Raw genomic sequence first — 14,666 nt, 5'->3', positions numbered from 1 at the left:
CCGTGGAGTTCAACCGGTGTTCAGGCGGGGGCGGGAGGGTGGCGTCGCACGGGCTCCGCCCCCCGCCACGGCCTGCCGACCGTCACAGGAGACACCATGTCGCTCACCCGCAGGGACTTCGCCAGAACCTCCGCGATCGCCGGTGCCGGTGTCGCGCTGGTGGGCAGCGTCGGCGCCCTCTCCTCCGCGCCCCACGCCCTCGCGACCGTCGACACCGAGAGCGCGGACGGGTCGTCCGGGGACGCGGCGGACCGGCACGGCGGGATCGGTTACGGCCCCCTCGTACCGGACCCGGACGGCATCCTCGCCCTGCCCGCGGGCTTCACCTACCGCATCCTCACCCACGCCGGCAAAACCCGTCTGGAGTCGGGCGAGTTCACGCCGGCCGAGCACGACGGCACGGCCGCCTTCCCCGGCCCGCGCGGCAGCACCCTCCTGGTCAACAACCACGAGATGGACGGCCCGCGCGACCAGGCGGAGTTCCCCGTCCCGCTCGCCGAGGGCCTCGTCTACGACCCGGCCGCGCCCGGCGGCTGCACCGTCGTCGAGGTGCGCCCCGACGGCAGCGTCGCCGAATGGGTCGGCATCGCCGGCACCGCCAACAACTGCGCGGGCGGCAGCACCCCCTGGGGCACCTGGCTCACCTGCGAGGAGAACTCCGACCGGGCCGGCGAGAACGGCATGACCAAGGACCACGGCTACGTCTTCGAGGTCGACCCCGCCGACCGGCGCGCCAACCGCGACCCCAAGCCCCTGAAGTTCTTCGGCCGCTACGACCACGAGGCCGTGGTCATCGACTCCAAGCGCGGCCACGCCTACCTCACCGAGGACGCCGACGAGCCCAACGGCCTGTTCTACCGCTGGACCCCGCCGAAGGACTTCCGCCACGGCCCCGGCAGGTTCCGCGCCCTCGCCGACGACGCGGGCGTCCTCCAGGCGCCCAAGTGCTACGACTCCGGCGGCCGGTTCGTCGACGACCTCTCCCGCGCCACGAGGACCGGCACGGTGTACGGCGTCGACTGGGTGGACGTGCCCGACCGCGACGCGCGGACCGTCGCGGTGCGCGAGCAGTTCGGGCCCGCCGAAGTCACCCGCGCCCGCAAACTGGAGGGCATGTGGTGGGGCGACGGCGGGGCGTACATCGTCTCCTCGTACGCCCGTGAGGAGAGCCCCGGCCGACACGACGGCCAGGTCTGGTTCTACGACCCCCGGCGCCGCACCCTGACCCTGAAGGTCCTGCTCGGCGTCGACCCGGACCCGGCCGGGGAGGGCGCCTTCGGCGGCCCCGACAACATCACCGTCTCCCCGTACGGCGGCCTGATCATCGCCGAGGACGGCGAGGGCGCCCAGCACCTGTTCGGCGCCACCGACAGCGGGCGCACGTACCCCATCGCCCGCAACGAACTGAACATCGGCACCGAGGAGGAGCCGGAGTTCAGCGAATTCACCGGCGTCACCTTCTCGCCCGACGGGAAGACCCTGTACGCCAACATCCAGGAGCCGGGCATCATGCTCGCCGTCACCGGCCCGTGGAAGCGCCAGCGGCGCCGCTGACCCGACGCTCGCGGCCCTCTCCCGGCGACCCGCACATCCGTGCGGGTCGCCGTCTTGTCCGGCCCTTCACTGACATCTAACATGTCAGTTGTGGAAGCCATGCGACCCGTGCGCCGGACCCTGCTCAGGGACCGTGCCCACGAAGCGATCCGGGACGCCATCGTGGCCGGGGAGATCGAACCCGGGGCGGTGGTGCGGGACGCCGAGCTCGCCGAGCGGCTGGGGCTGTCCCGGGCGCCGGTGCGCGAGGCGTTCTCGCGGCTGGTCGACGAGGGGCTGCTGGAGAGCAAGCCGCAGAGCCACACCCGGGTGACCCCGCTCGTGGCCGCCGACGTGCGGGACGCCGCCGCCGTCGTCGGCGCCATGCACGAGCTGGTCACCCGGGTCGCCGTGCCCCGGCTGCGGGAGGCGGACCTGGACGCCATGCGCACCGCCAACGAGCGGTTCGCGGCGGCCGTCCGCGCCGCCGACGTGGACGGCGCCCTGCGCGCCGACGACGCACTGCACGACGTGCTCGTGCGGGTGAGCGGCAACCGCGCGGCCGCCGCGACCGCCGCCCGCTACACCCCGCTCATCCGCCGGCTGGAACGGCGGCGCTTCGGCGAGGGCGGCGCCTGCCGCTCCGCCGGGCTGCACGAGCGGCTGATCGCGGCCTGCGCGGCCGGTGACACGGACGAGGCGGTCCGGGTCACGGCGGAGATCTGGCGGGGCCTGGAGGAGCTCGCCGACATTCCCTGACCGGGATCCACCGACCGGGAGGACCACTCATGTCCCTTTCGTCCCACGAGCGTTACCCGCTGCTCTTCGGGCCCTCGCCCGTGCATCCGCTCCAGCGGCTGACCGCGCATCTCGGCGGTGCCTCCCTGTGGGCCAAGCGCGAGGACTGCAACTCCGGTGTGGCCTACGGCGGGAACAAGACCCGCAAGCTGGAGTACCTGGTCGCCGACGCGCTCGCGCAGGGCTGCGACACCCTGGTCTCCATCGGCGGCGTGCAGTCCAACCACACCCGCCAGGTCGCCGCCGTCGCCGCCCGCGCCGGGCTGAAGTGCGTGCTGGTGCAGGAGAGCTGGGTGGACTGGCCGGACGCCGTCTACGACAAGGTCGGCAACATCCTGATCAGCCGGCTCGCCGGGGCCGACGTACGGCTGGTGCGGGCCGGATTCGGGATCGGGTTCAAGGAGAGCTGGGAGCAGGCGCTGCGGGAGGTCGAGGAGGCGGGGGGCAAGCCGTACGCCATCCCGGCCGGCGCCTCGGACCATCCGCTCGGCGGGCTCGGGTTCGCGGGCTGGGCGTACGAGGTCGCCGAGCAGGAGCGGGAGCTGGGCGTCTTCTTCGACACCGTGGTCGTGTGCTCGGTGACCGGGTCCACCCAGGCGGGCATGGTCGCCGGGTTCCGCGCCCTGGAGGAGGCGGGCGGACGGCGGCGGCGGGTGATCGGCGTCGACGCGTCGGCGGCGCCCGCCCGGACCCGGGAGCAGATCGCGCGGATCGCGCGGAACACCGGCCGGCTCATCGGCGTCGAGGCCGAACTGACCGAGGAAGACGTCGAGTTGGACGAGCGGTACCACGCGGGCACGTACGGCGTTCCCGACGGGGCGACGCTGGAGGCGATGCGGCTCGCGGCGCGGACCGAGGGGATGGTCACCGACCCCGTCTACGAGGGGAAGTCGATGGCCGGGCTGATCGACCTGGTGTCCCGGGGGGAGATCGGCCGCGACGCGACCGTGCTGTACGCCCATCTGGGCGGGCAGCCGGCGCTGAACGCGTACAGCGCGCTGTTCTAGGCGCTCCTCCCGGCCGGGACGGCCCGGGGCCGTGCGGGCGCCGGGCGGGGGCGCCGCGGCGCCGGGCGCCCGCGGCGGGGCGCCCGGCGGTGCGCGCGAGGGGTCACAGGGCCTGGGCGGCCGGCTTCACCATCCCCCGCACCGTGCGGGACTTCACGAAGTCGCCCATCGCCGTCATCTCCCACTCCCCGGAGAACTGGCGGATCAGCTTCGCCATCATCACGCCGGTCTGCGGTTCGGCGCCCGTGAGGTCGAAGCGCACCAGCTCCTCCCCGGTGGTGCCGTCCAGGAGGCGGCAGTACGCCTTCGCGACCTCGGTGAACTTCTGGCCGGAGAAGGAGTTGACCGTGAAGACCAGGCCGGTGACCTCCTGGGGGAGGCGGCCGAGGTCGACGGTGATCACCTCGTCGTCCCCGGCGCCCTCACCGGTGAGGTTGTCGCCGGAGTGGCGGATCGCGCCGCCCACGATCTGGAGCTTGCCGAAGTAGCAGCTGTCGATGTGGTTGCGCTGCGGGCCGTAGGCGATGACCGAGGCGTCGAGGTCGATGTCCTTGCCGCGGTACGCCGGCTCCCAGCCGAGACCCATCCTGACCTGGGAGAGCAGCGGACGGCCGCCCTTCATCAGGGAGACGGTCTGGTTCTTCTGGAGGCTGACCCGGCCCTTGTCCAGGTTGATCTTCCCGGTGCCGGGGGCGGGCGGGGCCGGGGGCGCCGCGGGCGCGGGCGGCGTCTGCGGGACGGACACCGCAGCGGCCGGCGGGGCGACCGGCTGCGGGGGCGCGGGGGTCGGCTGGGCCGGGGCGGCCGGTTCCTCGACCGTGACGCCGAAGTCGGTGGCGATGCCGGCCAGGCCGTCGGCGTATCCCTGGCCGACCGCGCGGGCCTTCCAGGCGCCGTTGCGCAGGTAGATCTCGACCACGACCAGGGCGGTCTCGTCGCCGAGGCGCGGGGGAGTGAAGGTGGCCAGGACGGTGCCGTCGTCCGCGTTGCGGAGGGTGGCCGTCGGTTCGATGCCCTGGAAGGTCTGGCCGGCGGCGTCGGGGCTCGCGGTGATGACGATCTTCTCGATGCCGGACGGCACGGCCGCGGTGTCGACCGTGATGGCGTCGGGGGCGGTGCCGCCGCCGGAACGGTAGGTCACGCCGGGGCCGGCGGGCTGGTTGTAGAAGATGAAGTCGTCGTCGGAGCGCACCTTGCCGTCGGCGGCGAGCAGCAGGCCCGATACGTCGAGCCGCACCGGAGCGGCGACGTCCACCGTCACGCGGGCGGCGGAGAGGGGAATGTTCGAGCCAGGGGTCATAGCGGTCATGCCGGGTGAACGAGCGAGGGTGTTTTGCCGTTCCCTTACCCTGTGCCGCCCGGCGGGCCCGCGGATCTCCGCCCCCGCGGGCCTCGCCCGCCCCCCGAGGAGGGCGAGGGCCGCGCGGACGGGGGGCCCTACGGCACGACCACGATCTTCCGGCCCACCCCCGCCGCGAACTGCTCCAGCGCCTCGGGGTACCGCTCCAGCGGGACGCGGTCGCTGATGAAGACCTCCGGGTCCAGGACACCGCCCGCGAAGAGCTCCGCCGCCCGTTCGAAGCTGTGCAGGACCGCCATCGAGCCGGTGATGGTGATCTCCTGGTTGTAGATGCGGTACGGGTCGATCGTCACCCGTGTCGCGTAGTCGGCGACGCCGAACTGGAGGAAGGTGCCGGCCTTGGCGACGCGGCCCAGGCCGTCCTGGATCGCCGCCGCGTTGCCCGTGGCGTCGACGACGACGTCCCAGCCCTGCGGGCGGTCCAGCTCGTCGGCGTTCGCGGCCGCGGCCGACACGCCCAGCTTGCGGGCCGTCTCCAGGCGCGCCGGGTTCACGTCCACCACGTCCACGCTCGCCGCGCCGGTCCGCTTGGCCAGCTCCAGCATCATCAGGCCCATCGTCCCGGAGCCGTAGACCAGCACCCGGGCGCCCAGGCGCGACTGGAGCACGTCGTAGCCGCGCACCGCGCAGGAGAGGGGCTCGATCAGCACCGCGTCCTCGGTGCGGACGTGCTCGGGCAGCTTGACGCAGTTCGCCACCGGGGCCACCGCGTACTGCGCGGCGCCGCCGGCCGTGGTGACGCCGATCGCCCCCCAGCGTTCGCACATGTTGTTGTGGCCGATACGGCAGTAGCGGCACTCGTGGCAGTACAGGGAGGGGTCCACCGCGACCCGGTCGCCGACCGACACCTCCGTGACCTGCGTGCCGACGCCGACCACCTCGCCCGCGAACTCGTGCCCCGGCACGATCGGCAGCTCGGGCGCGAACTCGCCCTGGAGGATGTGCAGGTCCGTGCCGCACAGCCCGCAGGCCGCGACCTCGACGACGACCTCGCGCGGCCCGGGCGTCGGGTCCGGGGCCTCGGCGACGACGACCCTGCCCACGGACTCGATGACGGCGGCCTTCATTTCACGGCTCCCAACGACAGGCCCTGGACGAGTTTGTCCTGGGCGGCGAACCCCGCGGCGAGCACCGGCAGGGAGATGACGAGCGACGCGGCGCACACCTTGGCCAGGAACAGGCCCTGGCTGGTGATGAAGGTGGTGAGGAAGACGGGGGCGGTCTCGGCGACCACGCCCGTGAGGACCCGCGCGAACATCAGCTCGTTCCAGCTGAAGATGAAGCAGATCAAGGCGGTCGCCGCGATGCCGGGCAGGGCGATCGGGGCGACCACGCGGCCCAGCACGGTCGGCAGCCGGGCGCCGTCGAGCTGGGCGGCCTCGATGATCGCGACCGGGACCTCGGACAGGAACGACTGCATCATCCAGACCGCGATCGGCAGGTTCATGGCCGTGTAGAGGATGACCAGCGCCCAGATGTTGTCGAGCAGGCCGGTGTTCTTCGCGAACAGGTAGATCGGCAGCAGCGCGGCCACCAGGGGCAGCATCTTGGTGGACAGGAAGAAGAACAGGACGTCGGTCCACTTCCTCACCGGCCGGATGGACAGCGCGTACGCGGCGGGCAGCGCGAGGAGGAGGGTCAGCAGGGTGGAGACCAGCGAGGCGGTCATGGAGTTGATCAGCGAGGGCCAGGGGCTGGCGCCGCCGGTCAGCCCGAAGAACTCGCGGTAGCCCTCCAGCGTCAGCGCGGCGGCCACGGACGGCGGGTTGGTCGCCGCGTCCGCCTCGGAGTGGAAGGACGTCAGCACCATCCACAGGACGGGCAGCACGAACACGATGCCGGCCAGCCAGGCGGCGACGCCCAGGGCGGCCCCCCGGAACCGGCCGTGCGGCCGGCTGCGCCGCGGGGCGGTGGTGGTGGCCATCAGCGGGACACCTCCTCACGGAACAGCGACGACACCACGCGCAGCGCGAAGGTCGCCAGGACGATCGAGCCGATCACGACGACGACCCCGGCCGCGGAGGCTAGGCCGTTCTCGTGCGCCTGGTAGAAGGTCTGGTAGATCGTGTACGGCAGGTTCGCGGTGCCCAGGCCACCGGAGGTGAGGGTGAACACCGCGTCGAAGTTCTGCACGATGTAGATCGAGCCGAGCAGCACGCCGAGTTCGATGTAGCGGCGCAGGTGCGGCAGCGTGAGGTGCACGAACACCTGCCAGTCGCTCGCCCCGTCCATCCGGGCCGCCTCCACCAGTTGCGGGTCGCGGCTCTGCAGCCCGGCCAGCAGGATCAGCATCATGAACGGGGTCCACTGCCAGATCAGCGCGGCCTCCACCGCCATCAGCGGCATCTCGGAGATCCAGTCCGGCTGGGCGGCCCCGTCCCCGCCGACGGCGCGCAGGATGCCGTTGAACAGCCCGTACTCCGGGTTGAACAGCAGGTGCTTCCACATCAGCGCGGCGGCGACCGGCACCAGCAGGAACGGCGCGATGAGCATGGTGCGCACGGCGCCCCGGCCGGGGAAGCGGCGGTCCAGCAGCAGCGCCAGCAGCAGCCCGAGCAGCAGGCTGACCAGCACCACGGTGACGGTCAGCAGGATGGTCGTCCCCACCGACCCGCGCAGGTCGGGGTCGGTCAGCACCTCGCCGTAGTTGGCGAAGCCGGCGAAGCCGCGCCGGTCGGGGTAGAGCGCGTTCCAGTCGAGGAACGAGATCACCAGGGTGGCCACGAAGGGCAGCTGGGTGACGACGATCATGAAGATCAGCGCCGGCAGCAGGGGCGCCCGGGTGGCCCAGACGCGCATGCGGTTCGGGCGCCGGGCCGCCGGCCGTCCGGAGGCGGCGGCGGCCCGGGCCGGGGTCGTCAGGGTCATGATCCCTCGTACTTCTCGGCGACGGCCTCGGCGAGCTTCTGGGCCTTCTTCAGCGCGCTGTCCACCGACTGGCGTCCGGCGATGGCGGAGCTGATCTCCTGGGAGACCTTGGTGCCCAGGTCGGTGAACTCGGGGATGCCGACGAACTGGATGCCGGGCGCGGGCCGGGGCTGCACGCCCGGGTCCTCGGGCTTGGCGTTCGCGATGGCGTCCCGGGTGACGTCCGCGAACGCGGCGGCCTCCTCGCGGTACTGCGGTATGTCATAGGTCGAGGCGCGCTTGCCGGCCGGCACGTCGGACCAGCCGACCTTCTCGCCGACGAGCTTCTCGTAGTCCTTGCCGGAGGCCCAGGAGATGAACTTCCAGGCGTCCCCGGTGTTCTTGGACGCCTTCTGGATGCCCCACGCCCAGGTGTAGAGCCAGCCCGAGCTGTCGGTCTTCTCGACCGGCGCCGGGACGTAGCCGATCCTGCCCTTGACCGGGGAGCCGTCGGCCTCCAGGGAGCCGGCTCCGGCGGTGGCGTCGTACCACATGGCCGTCTTGCCCTGGGTCATGTTGTTCAGGCACTCCGCGTAGCCGGACTGGGCGGCGCCGGCCTCGCCGTGCTCGCGGACCAGGTCGACGTAGAACCGCGTGGCCTCCTTGAACTCCTTGGAATCCAGCCGCGCCGTCCAGTCCTCGTCGAACCAGGTGCCGCCGAAGGTGTTGACCACCGTGGTCAGCGGCGCCATGACCTCGCCCCAGCCGGGCAGCCCGCGCAGGCAGATGCCCTTCATGCCGGACTCGGCGCCGTCGACCTCGGCGGCCAGGTCGGCGACCTGCTTCCAGGTGGGCTTGTCCGGCATGGTCAGGCCCTCCTTCTCCAGGACGTCCTTGCGGTACATCAGGAAGGAGGACTCGCCGTAGAACGGCTCGCCGTACAGCTTGCCGTCCTCCGCGGTGAGCGCCCGGGTCATCGGGGGGAGGATGTCGTCCTGGTCGAAGTCGGGGTCCTGCTCGACGTAGGAGTCCAGGGAGTGCAGCCACCCGTTCTTGGCGTAGATCGGGACCTCGTAGTTGCTCAGGGTGGCGACGTCGTACTGCCCGGCCTGGTTGGCGAAGTCCTGGCTGATCTTGTCGCGGACGTCGTTCTCCGGCAGGACGGTGAAGTTCACCTTGATGCCGGTGTCCTTGGTGAAGTGGGCGGCGGTCAGCTTCTGCAGCTGCACCATCTGCGGGTTGTTCACCATCAGGACGTTGAGGGAGCCGCCGCCGTCGGACCCTCCGGACCCACCGGCGCCCGAACAGGCGGCGAGCGGAGCGAGCAGCGTCCCTACCGCCGCCACGGCGAAGAGGGTCCGTGGCGAGCGTCGGCTCTGGGTTCGCATGGGTACTCCAAGATATGTCGTTGCTTAGGGGGACTTGTGGGAGACAGGGGTGTCTTGCGGGACGGGGTGGGGGAGGTGGGGTTCTTCGGGGTGCCGGGCGGTGCGGCCGTCAGACCCGGACGACCTGTGGTCCGAGCAGGGAGTAGCGGTGGGCCTCGGCGGCCGGGAGCAGGGTGCTCGTGACGATCGCCTCCAGCGCGCCGATCTCGGCGAACCGGCAGAAGCTGACCGCCCCGAACTTGGTGTGGACGCCCGCGAGCACCACGCGCCGCGCGGCCCGGACCGCCTGCGCCTTGACCTCGCTGACCGCCGGGTCGGGCGTGGTCAGACCGTGTTCGCGGGAGATGCCGTTGGCGCCGATGAACGCCAGGTCGATGACGAAACCGGAGAGCATCTTCGTCGTCCAGTGGTCCACGGTGGCGAGGGTGCCGGAGCGGACCCGGCCGCCGAGCAGCAGGACGGAGACGGTGCCGCTCTCGGCGAGGGCGCCCGCGACCGGCAGGGAGGCGGTGACCACGGTCAGCGGCCGGTCCCGGGGCAGCGCCTCGGCGATGAGCTGCGGGGTGAAGCCCTCGTCGACGAAGACCGTCTCGGCGTCCCCGAGCAGCCCGGCGGCGGCGACCGCCACCCGGCGCTTCTCGGGTACGTGGCTGGTGGCGCGGAAGGCCAGGGTCGTCTCGAAGCCGGCGCTCTCCACCGGGTAGGCGCCGCCGTGGGTGCGGCGCACCAGACCGTGGTCCTCCAGGGCGCGCAGATCCCGCCGTACGGTCTCCTTGGCCACGCCCAGATCGGCGGCGAGCGCGGTGACGTCGACCGAGCCGGTGGCGCGCGCCAGCCGCACGATCTCGCGCTGGCGCTCCTCGGCCGTCCCGTGGCCCATGGGTCCGACCACCCGCTTCCTGATCTCGCTGCCCGTTCGGGCCCGGTGCGGCCCTTGCAGGATGTTCTACAGCGGGTGCGGGGTTCTGACCAGGCTTGTTACGGCTTCGTTCCTGCCCGCTTGTGCCCGTTCGGATCCGGTGGTGCCCGCCTCGGACCTGCGCGGGGACGGCCCGGGGCGTGGGAACGGGCGGCACGGATGCCCGAATGCGGCGGCGGGCGGGCCCGTTCGGTGCCCGCCCGCCGGTGCGAGCGTCGATTTCCCGCCGCGGGGGCGTGCGGCCCGCGGCCCGTTCTCCGCGCGGTGCCGCGTCAGTACGGCCAGATCGGCGGGTCGGTGACGAAGTGGCCGCCCAGGCAGGCGTGCGCCGGGTCGTCCGGGTCCAGCTCGCCCTGCTCGGCGATCAGCTTCTCGGCGTACGGCTCGGAGTCGTCCTGCGGCTCGTAGCCGAGCGCCCGCGCGGAGGTGAGGTCCCACCACAGGCGGGTGTTGGCGGAGGAGCCGTGCACCACGGTGTGGCCGACGTTCTCGGCGGTCAGGGCCGCGTGGAAGAGGCGGGCGCCGTCGGCGGGGCTCATCCACACCGAGAGCATGCGCACGCTGGTCGGCTCGGGGAAGCAGGAGCCGATGCGCACGGAGACGGTCTCCAGGCCGTGCTTGTCCCAGTACAGCTGGGCGAGGTCCTCGCCGAAGCACTTGGACAGGCCGTAGAAGGTGTCGGGGCGGCGCGGGGTGTCGACCGGGATGAGGGGGTCGTCGCCCCGCGGGCGCGGGGTGTAGCCGACGGCGTGGTTGGAGGAGGCGAAGACGATGCGCCCGACGCCCTCCTCGCGGGCGGCCTCGTAGAGGTGGTAGGTGCCCTCGATGTTCGCCCTGAGGATCTTCTCGAAGGGGGCTTCCAGGGAGATGCCCGCGAGGTGGATGATCGCGTCGACCCCCCGGACCGCCTCGCGCACGGCCCCCCGGTCGGCGAGGTCGGCGACGAGCGCGTCCGGCTCGCCCTCGACCGGCCGCAGGTCGAGCAGGCGCAGCTCGTAGCCGTAGTCCGGGAGCAGGTCCCGCATCAGGGTGCCGAGTCCGCCGGCGGCGCCGGTGAGCAGAACGGTGCGGGGAGCGGGCATCCTCGGGTCTCCTTGCGTCGCCGGCCGTGCGCATGAGGCGCGGACGTGCACATGGGCGCACGGCATTCATAAGCGTGGACACGGTAGGGAGACGGGGCGCGGCCCGTCAAGTGTCCCGCCACCCGCCGCGGATGGGAAGAATCCGCTGGTGCGCGGCGAGTTGCCGTGCTTGACCGGCGTCCCGGGGGCGGCTTAGCGTGGGACCGTTCAGAGATGTAGACGTCAATCAAGAATATGGACCTGGGAGAGCTCGTGACGCCAGCCCCCCTCACCGCCCGACTCAGTATCCCCAGCGGGCCGCTGTTCTTCCCGGTCACCGCGTACGGACCCGACGGCGCCGTCGACCTCGACACCTACCGCACCCATGTGCGGCGCGGGGTGGAGGCCGGGGCCGCCGCCGTGTTCGCCTGCTGCGGCACCGGGGAGTTCCACGCGCTGACGCCCGAGGAGTTCGACGGGTGCGTGGCCGCCGCGGTCGAGGCCGCCGGGGGACGCGTCCCGGTCGTCGCGGGCGCCGGGTACGGCACCGCCCTCGCGGTGCGCTACGCCCGGCTCGCCGAGCGGGCCGGGGCCGACGGGCTGCTCGCCATGCCGCCGTACCTGGTCCGGGCCGCGCAGGAGGGACTGCTGCGGCACTACCGGGAGCTGGCCGCCGCCACCTCCCTGCCCGTCGTCGTCTACCAGCGCGACAACGCCGTCCTCACCCCCGCCACCGTCGTCGAACTGGCCCGCACGGACGGGATCATCGGCCTCAAGGACGGCCACGGCGACCTCGACCTCATGCAGCGGACCGTCAGCGCCGTACGCACCGAGGCGCCCGGCGACTTCCTCTACTTCAACGGGCTGCCCACCGCCGAACTGACCCAGCCCGCCTACCGCGGCATCGGCATCACCCTCTACTCGTCCGCGGTGTTCTGCTTCGCCCCCGAGATCGCCCTCGCCTGCCACACGGCCTTCCGCACCGGCGACGAGGCCACCGCCCACCGCCTGCTGGACGGCTTCTACCGGCCCTTCGTCGAACTGCGCGACCGGGGCCAGGGGTACGCCGTCTCCCTCGTCAAGGCCGGCGTACGGTTGCGCGGGCTGGACGTCGGGGAGGTCCGGCCGCCGCTGCACGAACCGGCCGGGGACCACGTCGCACGGCTCGCCCGGCTGATCGAGCGGGGACACGCGCTTCTGGAGGAGGACAAGTGAAGGCGTCGGCGTTCGTCTACCCCTGGGACGTCAACGGGGACCCGGAGGCCCCCGCGCGGATCGCCGCGCTCGGCGTGGCGCAGGTGACGCTCGCCTCCGCCTACCACTCCACGCGCGCGCTGACCCCCCGTCACCCGCGCCACCGCATCGTCACCGCCGAGCACGCGGCCGTGCTCTACCCGGCCGACGGGCGCTGGTCCGGCCGCGCCCTGCGCCCGTACCCGGCCGGCGACTGGGCCCCCGGCGACGCCTTCGGCGAGGCCGCCGCCGCGCTCGCGGACGCGGGGCTCGAGGTGCACACCTGGGTGGTCCTCGCGCACAACTCCCGCCTGGGCGCCGAGCATCCGGACACCTCGGTGGTCAACGCCCACGGGGACCGCTACCCCTGGGCGCCGTGCATCGCCCGGCCCGCCACCCGCGCGTACCTGACCGACCTCGCCGCCGAGGCGGCGGTACGGCCCGGGGCGCGCGGCACCGAGCTGGAGTCCCTCGGCTGGTACGGGCTGGCCCATCTGCACGCCCACGACAAGACCGCCGGCGTCGGCCTCGGGGACGCCGGGCAGTACCTGATGTCCCTGTGCTTCTGCCCGGTCTGCCGCGAGGGCTACGGGGCCCAGGGCCTGGACGCCGACGAACTCGCCGCCGCCGTACGGGACGCGCTCGAACCGGTGTGGCGGGGGGCGCCCTCCGACGGGGGCTGGCCGGGGGTCGAGAAGCTCCTCGGCGCCGCGGCGGCGAACGCCACGCGCGCCTGGCGCGACGAGACGGCCCGCACCCTCCAGGAGGCGGCGGTCCGGGCGGTGCGGGAGGCGGCCCCCGAGGGCTTCCAGGTGCTGCTGCACGCGGACCCGGTGTCGTACCACTGCGGCGCCAACGCCGGCGTCGACCCCGCGCACGTCCTCTCCGTGGCCGACGGCGTGGTGGTGCCCTGCACCGGGGGCGCCGGCCTGCTGGCGCCGTTCACGCGGGAGGGCCGCGAGGGCGCCGTCCTCGCGGCCAACTTCACCGTGGTCTCCGGCCTGGGCGGCAGCCCCGGCACCCTCGCGGCGGACGCGGCCGAGGCGCGCCGGCTCGGCGCGACGGAGCTGCGGCTGTATCACGCGGGGCTGGCGTCGGACGGGGACCTGGAGGCGGTGCGCTCGGCACTTACCGCGCTCTGAAGCAGCGCCACCGCCACCGCCGCCAGCGCGAGCCCCGAGACGGCCAGCGGCAGCCGGTGGCCGAGCGGCCCGACCACGGCCGCGCCGACCGCCAGTCCGAGCACGTTCGGTGTGAACACCAGCGCGTGGGCGGTGGCGGTGGCCCGGCCCAGCAGCGGTCCGGGCGTCTCGCGCTGCACGGCGGTCAGCGCGGCGATCAGCACGGCGGGCAGCCCCGCCCCGATCGTCGCGCCGGTCACCCACGCCAGCGGGTCGTTCGGCACCGCGCGCAGCACCACCGCGACGGCCAGCAGGGCGATGCCGTACGCCGCGAAGCGCCGTTCGCCCAGACGGCGCAGGGCGGGACCGGAGAGCAGGCCGACGGCCACCGAGCCCGCGCCCTGGACCGCGTACAGCACACCGGCGTACGCGGGGGAGCGGCCCAGGGCGTCCACGACGGCGTACACCAGCGCCCCGTTCACCCCCGCGCACAGCATCGTGGCGCCGCCCGCCAGGATCAGCGGACGCAGAAGCGGGTGCGACCACAGAGCGCGGGCGCCCTCCGCGGTCCGCCGCGGGCGGCCGCCCGACGGCGGCCCGGGCCGCTCCTCCCGCACCCGCAGGAGCGCGTACACCGACGCCGCGAGCAGGAAGGTGACCGCGTCGAGGAGGACCACGCCCGCCCCGCCGTACGCGGCGTACAGACCGGCCCCCGCCAGCGGGGCCAGGAGCTTCATGCCCTCGTTGAGGGTCGTCCGCAGCCCGTTGAAGTCGCCGAGCAGGGAGCGGTCCACGGCGGTGGCGACCAGCGCCGACTCGGCCGCTTCGTGGACGACGCCGGCCGCGCCGTACACGAACAGCACCGCGTACAGCAGCCCCACACCGTGCGCCGAGTCGACGGTGAGCAGGGTGAGCAGGAGCCCGGCCATGAACAGGCTCGTGCCGATCAGCAGGGGCGTGCGGCGGACGCGGTCGGCGAGCGCGCCCAGCAGCGGGCCGGCCGGGGTCGGCGCCCACATCGCCAGCATGCAGAGGGCCGCGAGACCGTCCGAACCGGTGAGGTCCTTCACCCACACACCGCAGGCCAGCCACAGCGCGGAGGTGCCGAAGCCCGACACCACCACCCCGGCGAGGCAGAGCCCCGCGTTCCGGTCCCGCGCCACGCGCAGCACGGTCCAGGTCCGCCCGCCCGTCCGACTCGTTCCGTTCGTCTCCATGCCCGGCCATCGTGGGGCTGAGGCCGGGGTGCGGGCATCGGGCAGATGCCCTACGAACGGGGGCGGCGGGCGGGGGAGGGGCGCGTGTCCTTCGGGCACCTTCCCCACCCGCACCGGCCTCGTCGTCCGTCGTCTCCTCCCCGCACCCCGGCCGGACCGCCCCCGCGCCGGGTGTCCGCCGC

The 14,666-nt window shown here is 73.4% G+C and carries 13 protein-coding genes; 5 read left to right on the top strand and 8 right to left on the bottom strand.

All coding sequences use genetic code 11. The features are described from left to right. Window positions 1–96 precede the first annotated feature (96 nt). The 3 genes from CP969_RS10550 (at window position 97) to CP969_RS10540 (ending at window position 3,338) form a co-directional block, all read left to right on the top strand. A complete protein-coding gene (locus CP969_RS10550; protein WP_016826802.1) occupies window positions 97–1,554 on the top strand; it encodes an alkaline phosphatase PhoX in 1,458 nt (485 codons plus the stop codon). Window positions 1,555–1,644: 90 nt separating this feature from the next. Next, window positions 1,645–2,292, top strand: a complete 648-nt coding sequence (locus CP969_RS10545) for a GntR family transcriptional regulator (RefSeq protein WP_026085284.1) — start codon at window positions 1,645–1,647, stop codon at window positions 2,290–2,292. Between the two features lie 29 nt (window positions 2,293–2,321). After that, window positions 2,322–3,338 carry a 1-aminocyclopropane-1-carboxylate deaminase gene (locus CP969_RS10540; RefSeq protein ID WP_016826804.1) on the top strand — a complete coding sequence of 339 codons (1,017 nt, stop codon included), beginning with the start codon at window positions 2,322–2,324 and terminating at the stop codon, window positions 3,336–3,338. 103 nt (window positions 3,339–3,441) lie between these two features. On the opposite strand, the gene CP969_RS10535 is transcribed toward CP969_RS10540, so the two are convergent. The 7 genes from CP969_RS10535 to CP969_RS10505 form a co-directional block, all read right to left on the bottom strand. Continuing rightward, complete coding sequence (locus tag CP969_RS10535) at window positions 3,442–4,638, bottom strand: TerD family protein (protein ID WP_016826805.1); 1,197 nt, start codon at window positions 4,636–4,638, stop codon at window positions 3,442–3,444. Window positions 4,639–4,775: 137 nt separating this feature from the next. Beyond that, window positions 4,776–5,765, bottom strand: a complete 990-nt coding sequence (locus CP969_RS10530; RefSeq protein ID WP_004989668.1) for a zinc-dependent alcohol dehydrogenase family protein — start codon at window positions 5,763–5,765, stop codon at window positions 4,776–4,778. Next, a complete protein-coding gene (locus tag CP969_RS10525) occupies window positions 5,762–6,622 on the bottom strand; it encodes a carbohydrate ABC transporter permease (protein ID WP_016826806.1) in 861 nt (286 codons plus the stop codon). The genes CP969_RS10530 and CP969_RS10525 overlap by 4 nt, the downstream gene beginning before the upstream one ends. After that, window positions 6,622–7,566 (bottom strand): carbohydrate ABC transporter permease, encoded by a 945-nt coding sequence (locus CP969_RS10520; RefSeq protein WP_016826807.1) that lies wholly within the window; start codon window positions 7,564–7,566, stop codon window positions 6,622–6,624. Before CP969_RS10520 ends, CP969_RS10525 begins: the two co-directional genes overlap by 1 nt. Next, window positions 7,563–8,933: an ABC transporter substrate-binding protein gene (locus CP969_RS10515; RefSeq protein ID WP_026085285.1), complete on the bottom strand. Its 1,371-nt coding sequence runs from the start codon at window positions 8,931–8,933 to the stop codon at window positions 7,563–7,565. Before CP969_RS10515 ends, CP969_RS10520 begins: the two co-directional genes overlap by 4 nt. A 109-nt stretch (window positions 8,934–9,042) precedes the next feature. Next, window positions 9,043–9,813, bottom strand: a complete 771-nt coding sequence (locus tag CP969_RS10510) for a DeoR/GlpR family DNA-binding transcription regulator (protein WP_016826809.1) — start codon at window positions 9,811–9,813, stop codon at window positions 9,043–9,045. A 311-nt stretch (window positions 9,814–10,124) separates the two neighbouring features. Further along, window positions 10,125–10,934 carry an NAD-dependent epimerase/dehydratase family protein gene (locus tag CP969_RS10505; protein WP_016826810.1) on the bottom strand — a complete coding sequence of 270 codons (810 nt, stop codon included), beginning with the start codon at window positions 10,932–10,934 and terminating at the stop codon, window positions 10,125–10,127. A gap of 252 nt (window positions 10,935–11,186) precedes the next feature. On the opposite strand from CP969_RS10505, the gene CP969_RS10500 reads away from it, so the two are divergent. Together CP969_RS10500 and CP969_RS10495 are read left to right on the top strand one after the other, a co-directional pair. After that, on the top strand, window positions 11,187–12,128 hold the full coding sequence (locus tag CP969_RS10500) for a 5-dehydro-4-deoxyglucarate dehydratase (RefSeq protein WP_004989681.1): 942 nt from the start codon (window positions 11,187–11,189) through the stop codon (window positions 12,126–12,128). Then, the gene (locus CP969_RS10495) at window positions 12,125–13,288 is read left to right on the top strand and encodes a hypothetical protein (RefSeq protein ID WP_016826812.1); all 1,164 of its coding nucleotides are present in this window, start codon (window positions 12,125–12,127) and stop codon (window positions 13,286–13,288) included. The genes CP969_RS10500 and CP969_RS10495 overlap by 4 nt, the downstream gene beginning before the upstream one ends. Here the strand turns inward: CP969_RS10495 and CP969_RS10490 are convergent. Further along, window positions 13,225–14,484, bottom strand: coding sequence for an MFS transporter (locus CP969_RS10490; protein ID WP_051044436.1), 1,260 nt, complete (start codon window positions 14,482–14,484; stop codon window positions 13,225–13,227). The genes CP969_RS10495 and CP969_RS10490 overlap by 64 nt on opposite strands. Window positions 14,485–14,666 lie beyond the last annotated feature (182 nt).

It is taken from the genome of Streptomyces viridosporus T7A, from assembly GCF_008704515.1.
Taxonomy (GTDB): domain Bacteria; phylum Actinomycetota; class Actinomycetes; order Streptomycetales; family Streptomycetaceae; genus Streptomyces; species Streptomyces viridosporus.
The sequence above is the reverse complement of the archived record's forward strand: the minus strand, read 5'-3'. Positions and strand labels throughout refer to the sequence as shown.

Coding starts and splice junctions, on each gene's coding strand:
- CP969_RS10515 (WP_026085285.1), bottom strand. CDS start 8,933: ATGCGAACCCAGAGCCGACGCTCGCCACGGACCCTCTTCGCCGTGGCG.
- CP969_RS10530 (WP_004989668.1), bottom strand. CDS start 5,765: ATGAAGGCCGCCGTCATCGAGTCCGTGGGCAGGGTCGTCGTCGCCGAG.
- CP969_RS10525 (WP_016826806.1), bottom strand. CDS start 6,622: ATGGCCACCACCACCGCCCCGCGGCGCAGCCGGCCGCACGGCCGGTTC.
- CP969_RS10535 (WP_016826805.1), bottom strand. CDS start 4,638: ATGACCCCTGGCTCGAACATTCCCCTCTCCGCCGCCCGCGTGACGGTG.
- CP969_RS10520 (WP_016826807.1), bottom strand. CDS start 7,566: ATGACCCTGACGACCCCGGCCCGGGCCGCCGCCGCCTCCGGACGGCCG.
- CP969_RS10540 (WP_016826804.1), top strand. CDS start 2,322: ATGTCCCTTTCGTCCCACGAGCGTTACCCGCTGCTCTTCGGGCCCTCG.
- CP969_RS10510 (WP_016826809.1), bottom strand. CDS start 9,813: ATGGGCCACGGGACGGCCGAGGAGCGCCAGCGCGAGATCGTGCGGCTG.
- CP969_RS10550 (WP_016826802.1), top strand. CDS start 97: ATGTCGCTCACCCGCAGGGACTTCGCCAGAACCTCCGCGATCGCCGGT.
- CP969_RS10490 (WP_051044436.1), bottom strand. CDS start 14,484: ATGGAGACGAACGGAACGAGTCGGACGGGCGGGCGGACCTGGACCGTG.
- CP969_RS10505 (WP_016826810.1), bottom strand. CDS start 10,934: ATGCCCGCTCCCCGCACCGTTCTGCTCACCGGCGCCGCCGGCGGACTC.